This is a genomic window from Paraburkholderia bryophila (genome assembly GCF_003269035.1).
Classification (GTDB): Bacteria; Pseudomonadota; Gammaproteobacteria; order Burkholderiales; family Burkholderiaceae; genus Paraburkholderia; species Paraburkholderia bryophila.
In genome coordinates, this window is sequence record NZ_QLTK01000010.1 from 154,940 (window position 1) to 169,508 (window position 14,569).

The 14,569-nt window shown below is 63.0% G+C and carries 14 protein-coding genes; 2 read left to right on the forward strand and 12 right to left on the reverse strand.

Annotated elements, in window-relative coordinates:
* Positions 1-10 precede the first annotated feature (10 nt).
* The 3 genes from BX591_RS17330 to BX591_RS17340 form a co-directional block, all read right to left on the reverse strand.
* Complete coding sequence (locus BX591_RS17330) at positions 11-733, reverse strand: sulfite exporter TauE/SafE family protein (RefSeq protein ID WP_111932606.1); 723 nt, start codon at positions 731-733, stop codon at positions 11-13.
* Between the two features lie 78 nt (positions 734-811).
* Positions 812-2,158, reverse strand: coding sequence for a hemolysin family protein (locus BX591_RS17335; protein ID WP_111932607.1), 1,347 nt, complete (start codon positions 2,156-2,158; stop codon positions 812-814).
* A gap of 93 nt (positions 2,159-2,251) precedes the next feature.
* Positions 2,252-3,058, reverse strand: a complete 807-nt coding sequence (locus tag BX591_RS17340) for a sensor histidine kinase (RefSeq protein ID WP_111932608.1) — start codon at positions 3,056-3,058, stop codon at positions 2,252-2,254.
* A gap of 188 nt (positions 3,059-3,246) precedes the next feature.
* On the opposite strand from BX591_RS17340, the gene BX591_RS17345 reads away from it, so the two are divergent.
* Positions 3,247-3,588 carry an FKBP-type peptidyl-prolyl cis-trans isomerase gene (locus BX591_RS17345; protein ID WP_035561048.1) on the forward strand — a complete coding sequence of 114 codons (342 nt, stop codon included), beginning with the start codon at positions 3,247-3,249 and terminating at the stop codon, positions 3,586-3,588.
* A gap of 52 nt (positions 3,589-3,640) precedes the next feature.
* Positions 3,641-4,420, forward strand: a complete 780-nt coding sequence (locus BX591_RS17350; protein ID WP_111932609.1) for an AraC family transcriptional regulator — start codon at positions 3,641-3,643, stop codon at positions 4,418-4,420.
* A 68-nt stretch (positions 4,421-4,488) separates the two neighbouring features.
* Here BX591_RS17350 and BX591_RS17355 read toward each other — a convergent pair whose 3' ends face one another.
* The 9 genes from BX591_RS17355 to trpB all read right to left on the reverse strand — a co-directional run bounded on the left by BX591_RS17355 (position 4,489) and on the right by trpB (position 14,555).
* Positions 4,489-5,679 (reverse strand): O-succinylhomoserine sulfhydrylase, encoded by a 1,191-nt coding sequence (locus tag BX591_RS17355; protein WP_111932610.1) that lies wholly within the window; start codon positions 5,677-5,679, stop codon positions 4,489-4,491.
* 308 nt (positions 5,680-5,987) lie between these two features.
* Positions 5,988-7,538, reverse strand: a complete 1,551-nt coding sequence (gene purF / locus BX591_RS17360) for an amidophosphoribosyltransferase (RefSeq protein ID WP_111932611.1) — start codon at positions 7,536-7,538, stop codon at positions 5,988-5,990.
* 132 nt (positions 7,539-7,670) lie between these two features.
* Positions 7,671-8,165 carry a CvpA family protein gene (locus BX591_RS17365; RefSeq protein WP_111932612.1) on the reverse strand — a complete coding sequence of 165 codons (495 nt, stop codon included), beginning with the start codon at positions 8,163-8,165 and terminating at the stop codon, positions 7,671-7,673.
* 7 nt (positions 8,166-8,172) lie between these two features.
* The gene (locus BX591_RS17370) at positions 8,173-9,087 is read right to left on the reverse strand and encodes an SPOR domain-containing protein (protein ID WP_111932613.1); all 915 of its coding nucleotides are present in this window, start codon (positions 9,085-9,087) and stop codon (positions 8,173-8,175) included.
* A 29-nt stretch (positions 9,088-9,116) separates the two neighbouring features.
* Positions 9,117-10,427 (reverse strand): bifunctional tetrahydrofolate synthase/dihydrofolate synthase, encoded by a 1,311-nt coding sequence (gene folC, locus BX591_RS17375; protein WP_111932614.1) that lies wholly within the window; start codon positions 10,425-10,427, stop codon positions 9,117-9,119.
* Between the two features lie 173 nt (positions 10,428-10,600).
* On the reverse strand, positions 10,601-11,473 hold the full coding sequence (accD, locus tag BX591_RS17380) for an acetyl-CoA carboxylase, carboxyltransferase subunit beta (protein ID WP_111932615.1): 873 nt from the start codon (positions 11,471-11,473) through the stop codon (positions 10,601-10,603).
* 80 nt (positions 11,474-11,553) lie between these two features.
* Positions 11,554-12,366, reverse strand: coding sequence for a tryptophan synthase subunit alpha (gene trpA / locus BX591_RS17385; RefSeq protein WP_111932616.1), 813 nt, complete (start codon positions 12,364-12,366; stop codon positions 11,554-11,556).
* A 69-nt stretch (positions 12,367-12,435) separates the two neighbouring features.
* Positions 12,436-13,350 carry a DNA-methyltransferase gene (locus tag BX591_RS17390; RefSeq protein ID WP_111932617.1) on the reverse strand — a complete coding sequence of 305 codons (915 nt, stop codon included), beginning with the start codon at positions 13,348-13,350 and terminating at the stop codon, positions 12,436-12,438.
* Between the two features lie 11 nt (positions 13,351-13,361).
* Positions 13,362-14,555: a tryptophan synthase subunit beta gene (gene trpB, locus BX591_RS17395; protein WP_111932618.1), complete on the reverse strand. Its 1,194-nt coding sequence runs from the start codon at positions 14,553-14,555 to the stop codon at positions 13,362-13,364.
* Positions 14,556-14,569: the final 14 nt, after the last annotated feature.

The following is a 14,569-nucleotide window of genomic DNA, read 5'->3' on the forward strand; positions in this document are numbered from 1 at the left end:
CCGCCGTGTATTAGCGTCCTGCCGCCCACAGCAGCGAGAGCCCCGAGGACAACATCAACCCGTCGACCACCAGCTTGAAGGTGGCGGGACTCATTCGCACCACGATGCTCCGCGCCGCGAACGAGCCTGTCATCAACGCGGAGCCGGTGATCAGACCATCGATCACCACCCGCAAAGGCAACGCGCCGAAGTGATTGAACACCGCCACTTTCGCGGCATACACGGTCAATGAGCCGGCGGCTTCCGTGGCGAGAAACGCGCCTTTGACGAGGCCGTAGGACATGAACACGGGCACGGTAATCGGCCCGGTCGACACCACGATGCCGGTGAGAAAACCCACCACGCCGCCAATCAGCGAAAGGTGCCACAGAGAGAATTTGACGGCCCGCCGCGCGAGCCAGCGGCGCGTGGGCACCATCGCGACAAAGAACAATCCCAGCGCAATTTCAACCGCGTGCGGCGGCAGCGCCAGCAGGGTCCGCACACCGAGCGCCGCGCCCGGCACGGCGGTCGCACAGTAGGCCCCGCATGCGCGCCAGTCGATCTCGCGCCACCATGCAAGGACCTTGCCGAAGTTGCCCATGATCGCGGCGATTGCCATGATCGGCACCGCCTGTTGCGGACCGTAGAGCATCACGAGCACGGGCATCAACAGCATGGACGAACCGGTGCCGATCACGCCGCTCAGCGTGCCCGCCAGCAAGCCCACGCACAGCACCAGCAGATACCCCATGTCGCCCCCTCGGTGTGGACGACAATTCTACGCGAGCAGTGCGGACCTGCGCTGTGACGGATTCAGCGGAAAAGGCCTTCAACCGCCTTCGTCGTCGAAAGTCTTCGGATACACGCGCACGAGCACGATACGCGGCCCTTTCATCTTCTTGACGACCACGTCGAAGCGGTCGAATTCCACCCGCTGGCCTTCGGTGGGCAGATCGTTGAGCGCCTGAATCACGAGACCGCCGACCGATTCGGCCTTGCCTTCGTCGATATCGATACCCAGGGCTCGCTCCAGCGACACCACCGGCAAGCTGCCCTTGCCCATCAAGGTGCCGTCGTCCATGCGCGTCCAGTCGGCGTCGCCCTGACGGAATTCGTCGTGAATCTGGCCGACCAACGCGCCGAGCAGATTGTCGAGCGTCAGAAAACCGATCGGCTTCGCATTTTTATGGCCGACCAGCGCGAAATGCGGCGCACCCTTGCGGAAGCGGCGAAACAGTTCCAGCGCGGGCATGTCCGGCTTCACGTACTGCACGGGCCGCGCGTATTTCGACAGATCGTCGAGCGTGCTCCCCGCATGACGGGCCAGCAGCAGATCTTTCAGGTGGATCATGCCGGCCACGCGTTCACCGGCCGCGTCTTCGAACAGCGGGTAACGGCTGAAGCGATGCCGCGCCACCACCTGCATGTTGTCGCGCAACGGTACATCGCGCCGCAAGCCGACCATTTCATAAGCGGGGCGCATGAGGTCCGACACGGTCATGCGCGAAAAATCCAGCGAATGCGCGATCGTGTTCCATTCGTCCTGGCTGTACGCGCCGCCGTCCGCCGATCCCAACTCGCTTGCCACATTGGCACGGCGGCCGCGCAGGATCAGCTTGAGTTCGTCGGTCGAATAATGGGAGTCGTGGCCGTGGTCCGCATCCAGGCCGGCCAGCTTCAGCACCGCGTTGGCGCTCGAATTGAGCACCCAGATAAACGGATACATGGCCCAGTAGAAGCCATACAGCGGCGTGGCGGCCCACAGCGAGACTTTCTCCGCCTCGCGGATGGCCAGCGACTTCGGCGCCAGTTCGCCCACCACGATATGCAGGAACGAAATACACGAGAACGCGAAGAACAGCGAAATGCCGTGAATCAGCTTCTCCGACTCCACGCCGAGCAGGGTGAAGACCGGCGTGAGCAGTTGCGCGAACGCGGGCTCGCCGATCCAGCCAAGCCCGAGCGACGCCAGCGTAATGCCCAGCTGACAGGCGGAGAGATAAGCGTCGAGACGGCCATGCACCTTGGCTAGCAAGCGGCCGCGCATGCCGTGTTTCGCGGCGAGACTCTGCACGCGGGTAGCCCGCAGTTTGACCAGACCGAATTCAGCCGCAACAAAGAAACCGTTGAGGGCAACGAGAAACAACGCGCCAATGAGGGCGACAACCTGGATCAAAGCGAAGGGCTCCGGCAACAAAAGTTGTCAGTATAGAGGGTGAAAGCTCGCTGAAAAGCTAACCGCGCGCAGTCATACGCCGACGTGGAGCGCTCACTTCGGCGCGGTCGCACTCAGCGGTATGCGTAGCGCAAGTCTGGCCGCTTCGCTTTCGCTAGCGTCGATCTGCTCGAAACCGCCGCCGTGCGCTTCCGCGACGCGCTTGCAGAGTGCGAACACCCACGCAATGCGCTTGGCTTCGCGCGGCTCGGCGGCCTGCTTGCGAGCGAACGCTTCGAGCAGATGCGGCAAGGCGGGATCGCTCAACGCGGCGAGGTTGCTGTCGTACGTGACGGCGGCGTGCCATGCGGTCGCGTCCGCACGCGTGGCCAGCGTGACGGTGGCGCCTTCAGCGCTGGCTTCGACGGCGAACGTGAGCATCAGCCACAGTGCGGCGGCGAGGCGCCCGCGATCGCCGTTGAGTTGCTCGGTGCCGAGTTGCGAGTCGAGCCCGATCTCGACCTGGCGCGTGCGAGCCAGACCCGTGCGCACGTCCTCTACGGTTTGGTCGAGCAACGGATGCAGCGGGAACGACGCATAAGCGAGTGCCAGCGATTTGGTTTCGGCGCGCGTGGCATCCACGATCGTTTCGAGCAGCTTGACCTGCTGGTCCACGCCATTGCGAATGCCGGTGACGGCACGCTGCGCGTTGGGGTCGTTCGCGTCGAGCTTGCGCTCGAGCACGTAGGCCCAGCTATGGATCGCGTTCAACGGACCGCGTAAATCGTGCGACACCAGTGACAACACGTGGTCACGCATGAACAGCGCGGTTTCGGCGCACAGATGCGCCGTACGCTCGGAGACGGCGAAGCCGGAAGGCGCCGGCTGCGCGCCGGCGGTTCCGCTTGAAGAGGTTGTCACGATCGAGCCCTCTCAGGCAGTGCATGATGATTGAAAGAAGCCCCATTATAGGCATGGCATCCGGCGCGACCAGCCTGGCCGGACGGCCAATCTGATTGCAATCCGCGTGCCACGCCGCAATCCTCGGCGATGCACCGCCAACACGCCTACAATGTCGGTTTTTACGTTTTTGAACCGAGGAGCGTTACATGTCGACTGTCACTACCGAATCCGGCCTGAAGTACGAAGACATCGTGGAAGGCACCGGCGCCGAAGCGGTTGCCGGCAAGAGCGTCAGCGTGCACTACACCGGCTGGCTGACCGACGGCCAGAAGTTCGACTCGAGCAAGGACCGCAACGATCCGTTCGCATTCGTGCTGGGCGGCGGCATGGTCATCAAGGGTTGGGACGAGGGTGTGCAAGGCATGAAGGTCGGCGGCACGCGCAAGCTGACGATTCCGCCGCAACTCGGCTATGGCGTGCGTGGCGCAGGCGGCGTGATTCCGCCGAATGCGACGCTCGTGTTCGAAGTCGAATTGCTCGGCGTTTGAGCCGTTCGCGTTTCGGGTGACCGGCCCGTTTGCCGATGACCGCGCTTTAACGATGAACCACGCCACCGCCACCATCCCTTGCGTTTCGCTGCGCCGTTACGGCGCGGTCGAAGCGTCGGACGTGCATGACTTTCATCAGGTCGTGCTCGGCCTCGACGGCGCGATGGTGATGGCGGTCAACGGCGTCGCGCAACAGATCGACGCCGGTTCCGCGTGGCTCATTCCGGCGGGCGCGCGGCACGACTACGCGGGCATCGGCGAGAACCGGCAGTTGGTGCTGGATCTGCCGGCGACGTCGCTGGCCGTGCCGGAGCGCCTGTTCGACCGCGCGCGGGCCGTAACGGTCGATGCGTCATTGACGCAGCTCGTGCATCGGATCGCGGCGCACGCTACCGGCGGCGCTCAGAGCGACGATCTGGACGCCCGTCGTTTTCATTGGAATGCAGCGGCCCGCCTGGGCGCTGCTTTAGTGGCCGATTCGGGCACCACGGCAGGTGTGCTTGCACCTGGCGCCGGTCTCGACTTCGCGCGCATCGACCGTTGGTTGCGCGCGCATTTGTCGGAACCGTTGCGCATTGCCGACCTCGCCGCGCACTGCGGCCTCGGCATGCGCCGCTTTCATCAGGTGTTTATCGAGGCGTTCGGTGAGACGCCGCATCGCTATTTGCAGCGCTTGAGGCTCGATACATCGCTTACGTTGCTCGCGGACCCGCGCCGTTCATTGACCGATATCGCGTTGGATATCGGCTTCGGCGATCAAAGCGCTTTCACGCACGCCTTCACGCGGCGTTTCGGGCTGGCGCCCGGCCAATGGCGTGCGCTGCGCCACTGAACGTAGCGTTGTCGCGCGAGCCGCGTTGAGTTCGCGGCCCGCATGACCTGCTTTAACTCCCGCTTCGCTTAACCCGCCAGACCACGTTCCAGATCGCCGCGAATATCCACGGCGTTTTCCAGACCCACCGCCAGCCGGATCAAGCCTTCGCTAATACCCGCTGCCGCGCGCGCTTCCGGCGTCACGCGACCATGCGTGGTGGTCGCCGGATGCGTGATCGTGGTCCGCGTATCGCCGAGATTGCCAGTGATCGAGCAAATCTTCGTGCTATCGATCACACGCCACGCGTTCGCGCGCATCTGCTCCGGCGTGTCGCCCTTCAGTTCGAACGACAGAATCGCGCCGCCCGCCTTCTGCTGACGCATGGCCAATGCATGCTGGGGATGCGACTCCAGCCCCGGATAGAACACGCGATTCACGGCCGGATGCGTCTCCAGCCAGCGCGCGATTTCCAGCGCATTCGCCGACTGCTTTTCGACGCGCAGCGACAGTGTTTCCATGCCCTTGAGCAGCACCCACGCGTTGAATGCCGACAGCGTCGGCCCGGCGCTACGCACGAACGGGAACACCTTTTCCATGATGAACTGCTTCGAGCCGACCAGCGCGCCGCCCAACACGCGACCTTGGCCGTCGAGGAACTTGGTGGCCGAATGCATCACCACGTCCGCGCCGAGCTTCAGCGGCTGCTGCAGCGCCGGGCTGCAGAAGCAGTTGTCCACCACGAACAGCGCGTTCGCGGCCTTGGCGATCTTGCTGATCGCTTCGATATCGGACACTTCCGTCAGCGGATTCGACGGCGTTTCGAGGAAGAACATCTTCGTCTCGGGGCGCACGGCGTTTTTCCACGCGTCCAGATCGGTCGGATCGACGAAGGTGGTCGTAATGCCGAACTTCGTGAAAATCTGCGAAAACATGCCGAGCGTCGAGCCGAACAGCGCCTGCGAGCTCACCAGATGGTCGCCGGCCTGCAGCGCGCACATCACCACCGACATGATCGCGGCCATGCCCGACGCCGTCGCCATGCACGCTTCCCCGCCTTCGAGCGCGGCCAGGCGGTCCTGGAACATCGTGACCGTGGGGTTGGTAAAGCGCGAATAGGTGTAGTTGTCTTCGGAGTTCTTGAATTTCTCGGCGGCGTCCGCGGCGCTCGCGAACACAAAGCTCGAGGTCAGGAAAATCGCTTCCGAATGTTCGTTGAAGTCGCTACGCGCCGTGCCCGAGCGGACTGCCAGCGTGTCGAAGTTCAGGGAGTCGTCCATGTTGGTTCTGGTTTCCAATGTTCCATGGCTGCGTTCGGCGCGCCTCGTGTGAAAAGAGAGCGCAACGCCAGACGACAGCAACAAAAAAGCCCGCTTTTGCGTCGGCATAAGCGGGCTTCATGTGCGGGGAAAGCTGGAGCGGAGGCGGATGAATGCGGCGTTTCCCACCTTTCGCTTTAGCTGTTTCGGGTTACCCCGCGTCCGCAAGCTGAGATCAAATCGACGCAAGCCATGATCCTAACACGCTCGCGGCGCGGCGTGCACCGCGCCACGCCACGCCATGAGCATCATGGTTCAGGCCAGCTTACTCAGCCCACCGACAACTGCAGATGCAATTGCGAACGCGCCGGCGCGCCGCCGTCGATCGCTTCGCTCGCGGCGTCGCGATCCGATTGAGAGGACGGCGCCAGACGCGCGGTTTCGATGCGGTCCAGGTACTCGGTGGTGATGTCGCCGGTCACGTAGTTGCCGTCGAAGCACGACGCCTCGAAGCCCTTCAGCGCCGGGTTGATGTCGCGCACGGCCTGCTTCAGCGCTTCGACGTCCTGATACACGAGATGGTCCGCGCCGATCATGCGCGCGACTTCGTCGTCCGTGCGACCGTGAGCGACGAGCTCACCGCGCGTCGGCATGTCGATACCGTAGACGTTCGGGAATTTCACCGGCGGCGCCGCCGAAGCGAAGATCACCTTGTTCGCGCCGGCGTCGCGCGCCATCTGCACGATTTCGTGCGACGTCGTGCCGCGCACGATCGAATCGTCGACGATCAGCACGTTCTTGCCCTTGAACTCGATGCCCATGGCGTTCAGCTTCTGGCGCACCGACTTCTTGCGCACCGCCTGGCCCGGCATGATGAACGTGCGGCCGACGTAACGGTTCTTGAAGAAGCCTTCGCGATACTCCACGCCCAGCTTCTTCGCGACCTGCATCGCGGCCGGACGGGACGAATCGGGAATCGGCATCACCACGTCGATCGGCACGTCGGGCAGTTCGCGCTTGATCTTCTCGGCAAGGTAATCGCCCATGCGCAGACGCACGTTGTAGACCGGTACGCCGTCGAGCACCGAGTCCGGACGCGCGAGGTACACGAGTTCGAAAATACACGGGTTCAGGCTCGGATTCGTCGCGCATTGCTGCGAATGCAGATTGCCTTCGATGTCGATGAAAATCGCCTCGCCCGGTGCGATATCGCGCACGAATTCGAAGCCGATACCTTCAATCGCCACTGATTCCGACGCCAGGATCCACTCGACACCTTCCGGCGTTTCCTGCTTGCCGAGGCACAGCGGGCGAATGCCGAACGGGTCGCGGAAACCCAGCAGACCGTAACCGGCGATCAGCGACACGATCGCGTACGAACCCCGCACCCGGCGATGCACGCCCGACACCGCCTTGAACAGCGCGGCCGGATCGAGTTGCAGGCCCGAACTGGACAGCTGCAATTCGTGCGCGAGCACGTTGAGCATGACCTCGGTGTCGGAATTCGTATTGATGTGGCGGCGATCGATGCGGAACATCTCATCTTTCAGCTGCTGCCAGTTGGTCAGGTTGCCGTTATGCGCGAGGATGATGCCGAACGGCGCGTTCACGTAGAACGGCTGGGCTTCTTCTTCGCTCGACGCCGAACCGGCCGTCGGATAACGCACCTGACCAATACCGGTCGTGCCGGGCAGGCTGCGCATGTTGCGCGTGCGGAACACGTCGCGCACCATGCCGTTGGCCTTGTGCATGTGGAAATTGCTGCCGTTCGCGGTTGCGATGCCGGCGGCGTCCTGACCGCGATGCTGCAGGAGCAGCAGGCTGTCATAGATCAGCTGATTGACCGGGGAGTGGGAAACTACGCCTACGATGCCGCACATGGCATGTCCTTCAAAGGTACGAAATTCGTCGTGGCGGCCGGTGCCTGCGTACGCGCCCTGACCTGCTGGTACGTAGCGGCAACCGGTTTGCGCCGGAGTCCTGCCGCATCCCTTGAAACACTCGCCTGATCGTCACACGCGGACGTAAGCAGCAAGCGTCTCGGGAAGCAGCGGTTTCATTACGTGCACGCCCTCGACCGCATAGGGCCGCAGCAAGGCGTTGCGCCAGAATTCCTGTTGGGGCAGTTCGGTCAAGCCAGCGAGGGCGACCAGAATCAGCACCAGAATGACCCCGCGCACGAGGCCGAACATCAAACCGAGCGAGCGGTCCACGCCGCTCAAGCCGGTTGCCTGCACGATGCGGCTCAGGAGGGCATTCAGCACGCTCGCCACCAGCACCACACCGATCACCACCAGCGCAAAGGCCAGCAGCCACTGGGTCAACGCGCCGCCCGGCCACGTGGACGGGATAAACGGCACGACAAACCCGACAAACCGGCACGCAATGAAAAACGCCGCGATCCAGCCGATCAACCCGAATATCTCGGACAAAAACCCGCGCCATGTGCCGCGCAAGGCCGACAAACCGATCACCGCCATTACAGCGTAGTCGAAGGCGGTGAACATCGCTCGCTTACTGTGCGGTGCCGCTGTTCGCGCCCGACGTCAAGCCGGCCTCGCGAACTTTCGCAATCGCGGCGCTGGCCGCGGCACGATCCGCAAACGGACCGGCCCGCAACAGCGTGAGCGTGGAGCCGTCAGCCTGCTTCCGATGTTCGGTATATGCGGGCACGCCCGCCGCTTTCAACTTGGCCGCCCAGTTTCGTGCGTTGGCGTCGTTGGCGAATGCGCCCAGTTGCACCGCGAAACGGCTGCCCGGCGGCGATGCCGGCGTGCCGGAATTCGCGTCCGCGCTGGCGGCGGTGGTGTTCGTGTCGTCGGCGGCGCTTAGGGCCGGTGTGGCTGCGGCGTTATGCGTGACCGGCGGTTTGACGGGTTTTGCAGACGCTGCCGGCGTGGCCGGTGCGGTGTTCGCCGCAACGGCCGATGCCGCCGGTTTCGCCGCCGGCCTCGCTGCGGGCGCCGCGGCGCTTGTGGTCGTGCTTTGTGCTTGCGTGCTGCCGGACTGGCCTTGCTTCGCGGCCGTTGTCGGCGCAAGACTCGAAGCGGCGAGTGCCGCGTCAGGCGTGGGGTTGTCAGGTGCTACGCCGGCCTGCGTGTCTTCGTCAGCCTTGGCGAGCTTCGGCGCGGGACGGTTGGGGATGTCGATCGCGATGTCGTCGGTGACTGGCTTGGGATGCGAGTCCAGCACCATGGGCAGGATGACAACCGCGGCGACGACCAGTGCGATGGCGCCGACCAGGCGGCGCCGCGCACGCTGCTTTTCCGGCAGCGTAGGGTCGAGCAGCATGGCGTCGGCGTCGACGGGGCGCTCCGTGCGGCGGGTTCGCCGCTCCACGCGCTCGCCACGGGCGGCCCGGGTGGAACTGGTATTTGCGCCGCGCCGGGTGGGCGCGTCGTCTTTCTTGCCGAACGAGAAAATTCCCATGAATCGCTTGGTTCGAGCCTGGCGCCCGTTCAGTGTTGCTGCGATTTACGGTAGGCCATCACACCGGCTACCGTATAGAAACTGCCGAAAACCACGATTCTATCATTCTCTGACGCCCGTTTTAGCGCGTCTTGGTACGCCTCGGCCGGTGTGGCGTAGCGCGTGACGCTGCTGTCGGCAGCTTCGTCCACGCCCTGCTCGCGCAGCGCCGCTTCGAGCTGCTCCGCCGTGGCGGCCCGCGCGAGCGGCAAATCGGTCACGCACCAATGGTCGATTTCGCCCTTCAGATGCGCCAATACGCCGGCGATGTCCTTGTCTCGCATCGCGCCAAACACCGCGTAGGTGTACGGGAAGAACCCCATATTGCCGAGGTTCTGCGTCAGCACGGCGGCTGCGTGCGGATTGTGGCCAACGTCCAGCACGACGGCCGGCTTGCCGGGCAGCACCTGAAAACGACCGGGCAGTTCGACGTTGGCGAGGCCGAGGCGAATGTCCTGCGCCGACACCGGCAAACGGTCGCGCAGCGCTTCGAGTCCGGCCAGCGCCGCCGACGTATTGATCAACTGGTTCGCGCCGCGCAACGCCGGATAGGCCAGCGCCGAGCGCCGCATGGTCGGGCCGACATAACTCCATTGCTGGCGCTCGCTGCCCGCCTGCCCCTCATAGCGGAAATCGCGGCCGAAAAGCCACAATTCGGCGCCGATCTTCTCCGCATGATCGATCAACGACTGCGGCGGCACCGGATCGGCGCAAATCGCCGGCTTGCCCGGACGGAAAATGCCGGCCTTTTCGAAGCCGATCTTTTCGCGCGTATCGCCGAGATATTCCGTGTGATCGATGTCGATGCTGGTGATGATTGCGCAGTCGGTATCGAGAATATTGACCGCGTCGAGACGGCCGCCCAGGCCGACTTCGAAGATCACCGCGTCGAACCCGCGCGAGGCGAACAGGCTCATGATCGCCAGCGTCGTGAATTCGAAGTAGGTCAGCGTGACCGGTTCGGCGAGACTCAGGCGCGCGGCTTCGACGGCTTCGAAGTGCGTCAGCAGTTCGGCGTCGGTCGCCATTTCGCCGTTCAGGCGCGCGCGCTCGTTGAATGCGAGCAGATGCGGCGACGTGTGACAACCCACTGTGAAGCCGGCGCGCAGCAGAATCGATTCGAGGATCGCGCAGGTCGAGCCCTTGCCGTTCGTACCGCCGACCGTGATGATCGGGCACGCAAACGACAGTTGCATCGCATCGCGTACCTGCGAGATGCGGCCCAAACCCATGTCGATGCCGACCGGATGCGCGGATTCAAGGTGCGTGAGCCACGCGTCGAGGGTGGGGAATGTCGTCATCGAATGAATCGCGAGTAAATCGGTTAGGCGGTGGTGCGCCGTGATTATCCTGGAAATGACAACGCGCCGCTTGATCACTCACGCGGCGCGTTATTTTTGCCTGCTTTTTTGACTGCTTTTTGACTGCCACCGCGCTCGGCGGAGCCCGGGCTGTCTACCGCTTTAGCGCCTGCTCAAGCGACGGCATCCGCCGGTTGGTGACTCAGCAACGCCATCAACTGGGCGATTTCCTCACGCAGCTTGCGACGGTCGACAATCATGTCCACTGCACCCTTCGTCAGCAGGAACTCAGCGCGCTGGAAACCTTCCGGCAGCTTTTCGCGCACCGTCTGTTCGATCACGCGCGGGCCGGCAAAGCCGATCAGCGCCTTCGGCTCGGCGATCACCACGTCGCCGAGAAACGCGAAACTCGCCGACACGCCGCCCATGGTCGGATCGGTCAGCACGGAAATAAACGGCAGCTTGGCTTCGGCCAGCCGGGTCAGCATGGCCGTGGTTTTCGCCATTTGCATCAGCGACAGCAGGCTTTCCTGCATACGCGCGCCGCCCGAAGCGGTGAAGCAGACGAACGGCACTTTCTGTTCGAGCGCGTTCTGCGCGCCGCGCGCAAAGCGCTCGCCGACCACCGAACCCATCGAGCCGCCCATGAACGAGAACTCGAAGCAGGCCACGACCACCGGCAGCGTGTGGATTGCGCCGCCCATCACGACCATGGCGTCGGTTTCGTCGGTATCGTCCATTGCCTCTTTCAGGCGATCGGGGTATTTACGGCTGTCCTTGAACTTCAACGCGTCGACCGGGACGATTTCCTGGCCGATTTCGTAGCGGCCTTCCGGATCGAGCAGGCCGTCGAGCCGCTCACGCGCGCCGATGCGCATGTGATGGTCGCACTTCGGGCAAACGTGCAGATTGGCCTCGACGTCGTTGCGGTACAGCACGGCTTCGCACGACGGGCACTTGATCCACAGGCCTTCCGGAATCCCCTTGCGGCTCTTCGGGTCGGTTTGTTTGATTTTCGGCGGCAGCAGTTTATCGAGCCAGCTCATATTCCATCCTTCTGGGGTCGGCGGTTGCGCAAACGGCGGGATAAACCCGCCGCTCACATTACAGACGACAAAAATAACTGTTATCGGGCAGTCGCGACGCTATCTAGCGCCTCGCGCACTTCGGCGATGAAACGCGTGAGCGTTTCAGCCGCGGTCTCGGGCGGCGCCTGTTCGAGCAATTGCACGATACGGCTGCCGATCACGACGGCATCGGACACTTCGGCCACCGAACGCGCGGTTTGCGCGTCGCGGATGCCGAAACCAACGCCCACCGGCAGGGGTACGCGCGACTTGATGGCCGGGATTTTACCCGCGATGCTGGAAACGTCCAGATTCGCGGAGCCGGTCACCCCTTTCAACGACACATAATAGACGTAGCCGCTGGCAATCTTGCCGACTTCCGCGATGCGCTCGTCCGTGGACGTGGGCGCTAGCAAGAAGATCGGATCGATCGCGGCGGATCGCATCTTTTCAGCGAAGTTAGCACACTCTTCCGGCGGGTAATCGACCACCAGCACGCCGTCCACGCCGGCTTCCTGAGCGGCTTTCGCGAACGCCTCGACACCCATGCGCTCGATCGGATTGGCGTAGCCCATCAGCACAACGGGCGTCTTGTCGTCGGCTTCGCGGAAACGCTTGACGTCCGCGATCACGTGACGCAGCGACACGCCGTGCGCCAATGCGCGCTCGGACGATTGCTGGATCACGGGACCGTCGGCCATCGGGTCGGAAAACGGCACGCCCAGTTCGATTACGTCCGCGCCGCCGGCAGCGAGCGCATGCATGAATTCGACCGTACGGGCCGGGTCCGGGTCGCCGGCCGTCATGAATGGAATCAGGCCTTTCTTACCTTGGGCGGACAACGCGGCAAATGTATTCTTGATACGGGACATGGAAATTTCTCGAATTTAAGCCACTGCGCGCGGCTTACGCGGCGCGTGCTGGATAACGCTCACTGCGGCTCACTGCGTTTCGGTCTGCCGTTTAGCTTTTGCTTTAACCGGCTGCGCCTTCACCGGCGCGGGATTCGCAGCGATACTGACGCGTTCACGCGCTATCGCACAGTAACTTTCATTGATCTCATAGCCGACGAATTCGCGCTGCTGTCGGGCGCAAGCGACTGCGGTGGTGCCGCTGCCCATGAACGGGTCGAGCACGCGCCCGCCCTTCGGACAACTCGCCAGCACCATCCGCTCGACAATTTCCAGAGGCTTCTGGGTGGGATGCGCGACGCGCTCGGCATGTTGCCGATGCAGTCGCGACACCGACCAGACATCCTTCGGATTATAGCCAACCTCCAGCCACTTACTGCCCTCGAACAATTTACGCGAACGCGCCTTCTTCGTGACTTCATCGTACGGGATGCGGACGGGATCGAGATCGAAGAAATAATCCTTCGACACCGCGAAAAAGCCGATGTTGTCGTGCACCGAAGTAAACCGGCGCACGGTGCCGCCCATGCTCGGTACGCGCCGGTCCCAGATGATTTCGTTGATCATCGTGAGCTTTGTCTTCAGAAAGCTGAAGATTTCCGGCGAGTACTGCCACGTGCAGAAGATATACAGCGAACCCGACGGCTTGAGCTTGGGAACAGCCAGCTCGAGCCAACTACGCGTCCAGGCGAGAAATGCGTCGCCGGTCCGCATATCGGAGTCGTTGCCATAATCCTTGCCGAGCCCATAAGGCGGATCGCACACGATCAGGTCGATCGACCCGTCGGGAATGTTCGCCACATCGGTCAGAAAATCGCGGTTCAACAGCTGAATGCCGGCCGGCACCTGCGGCAGTAACGCCTCAGATGCCACGGCGGCCGCTACTTTGGCGGCCGGATCGAGGGTTTCAATCGCCGGCTGCGGCTCGTCGAACTCGTCACGCATCGTCGCGGCGCTCAGAACTGAATGCCCGATCGCTCGGCGACCGTATGCATGTCCTTGTCGCCACGGCCCGACAGGTTGACCAGAAGAACTTTGTCCTTCGCCAGCGTCGGCGCGAGCTTCGCGGCGTAGGCCAGTGCATGACTGGACTCCAGCGCCGGAATGATGCCTTCGATGCGACAGCAATCGTGGAACGCTTTCAGCGCTTCTTCGTCGGTGATGCTGACGTATTGCGCGCGATTGCTGTCTTTTAGCCACGCATGCTCGGGACCGACGCCCGGGTAGTCGAGGCCGGCCGAGATCGAATGGGTCTCGATGATCTGACCGTTTTCGTCCTGCAACAGATAGGTACGATTACCGTGCAGCACCCCGGGGCTCCCGCCGATCAGCGAAGCCGCGTGACGACCGGATTCGAGCCCATCGCCGGCTGCTTCGACGCCGATCAACTGCACGGAAGTGTCGTCGATATACGGATAAAAGATACCCATCGCGTTCGAACCGCCGCCAATACACGCAATCACGGAGTCCGGCTGACGACCGACCAACTCGGGCATCTGCACCTTGCATTCGTCGCCGATCACGCGCTGGAAATCGCGCACCATCATCGGGTAAGGATGCGGACCCGCGACCGTGCCGATAATGTAGAACGTGTTTTCGACATTGGTGACCCAGTCGCGCATGGCTTCGTTCAGCGCGTCTTTCAACGTGCGCGAACCCGATTGGACCGGTACGACCGTCGCGCCGAGCAGCTTCATGCGGTAGACGTTGGCGGCCTGGCGGCGCACGTCTTCCTCGCCCATGTAGACCACGCATTCCATACCGAAGCGCGCCGCGATGGTTGCCGTCGCCACGCCGTGCTGGCCGGCGCCGGTTTCGGCGATCACGCGCGGTTTGCCCATGCGCCTCGCCAGCAGAGCCTGACCGATCACGTTGTTGATCTTGTGCGCGCCGGTGTGATTCAGGTCTTCACGTTTGAGGAAAACCTGCGCGCCGCCGAGCATTTCGCTCCAGCGCTTCGCGTGATAAATCGGCGACGGACGACCAACGAAATACTTCAACTCGCGCTCGTATTCGGCAACGAATTCAGGGTCTTTCTGGAATTTTTCGTACGAAGCACGCAGCTCGTCAAGCGCGTGAACCAGCGTTTCAGCAACGAACACGCCGCCATATTGGCCGAAATGGCCTCTTTCGTCTGGCAAGTTATACATGGTGATCACTCTTC

Coding starts and splice junctions, on each gene's coding strand:
- BX591_RS17330 (WP_111932606.1), bottom strand. CDS start 733: ATGGGGTATCTGCTGGTGCTGTGCGTGGGCTTGCTGGCGGGCACGCTG.
- BX591_RS17345 (WP_035561048.1), top strand. CDS start 3,247: ATGTCGACTGTCACTACCGAATCCGGCCTGAAGTACGAAGACATCGTG.
- BX591_RS17350 (WP_111932609.1), top strand. CDS start 3,641: ATGAACCACGCCACCGCCACCATCCCTTGCGTTTCGCTGCGCCGTTAC.
- BX591_RS17355 (WP_111932610.1), bottom strand. CDS start 5,679: ATGGACGACTCCCTGAACTTCGACACGCTGGCAGTCCGCTCGGGCACG.
- purF (WP_111932611.1), bottom strand. CDS start 7,538: ATGTGCGGCATCGTAGGCGTAGTTTCCCACTCCCCGGTCAATCAGCTG.
- BX591_RS17365 (WP_111932612.1), bottom strand. CDS start 8,165: ATGTTCACCGCCTTCGACTACGCTGTAATGGCGGTGATCGGTTTGTCG.
- BX591_RS17370 (WP_111932613.1), bottom strand. CDS start 9,087: ATGGGAATTTTCTCGTTCGGCAAGAAAGACGACGCGCCCACCCGGCGC.
- folC (WP_111932614.1), bottom strand. CDS start 10,427: ATGACGACATTCCCCACCCTCGACGCGTGGCTCACGCACCTTGAATCC.
- accD (WP_111932615.1), bottom strand. CDS start 11,473: ATGAGCTGGCTCGATAAACTGCTGCCGCCGAAAATCAAACAAACCGAC.
- trpA (WP_111932616.1), bottom strand. CDS start 12,366: ATGTCCCGTATCAAGAATACATTTGCCGCGTTGTCCGCCCAAGGTAAG.
- BX591_RS17390 (WP_111932617.1), bottom strand. CDS start 13,350: ATGCGTGACGAGTTCGACGAGCCGCAGCCGGCGATTGAAACCCTCGAT.
- trpB (WP_111932618.1), bottom strand. CDS start 14,555: ATGTATAACTTGCCAGACGAAAGAGGCCATTTCGGCCAATATGGCGGC.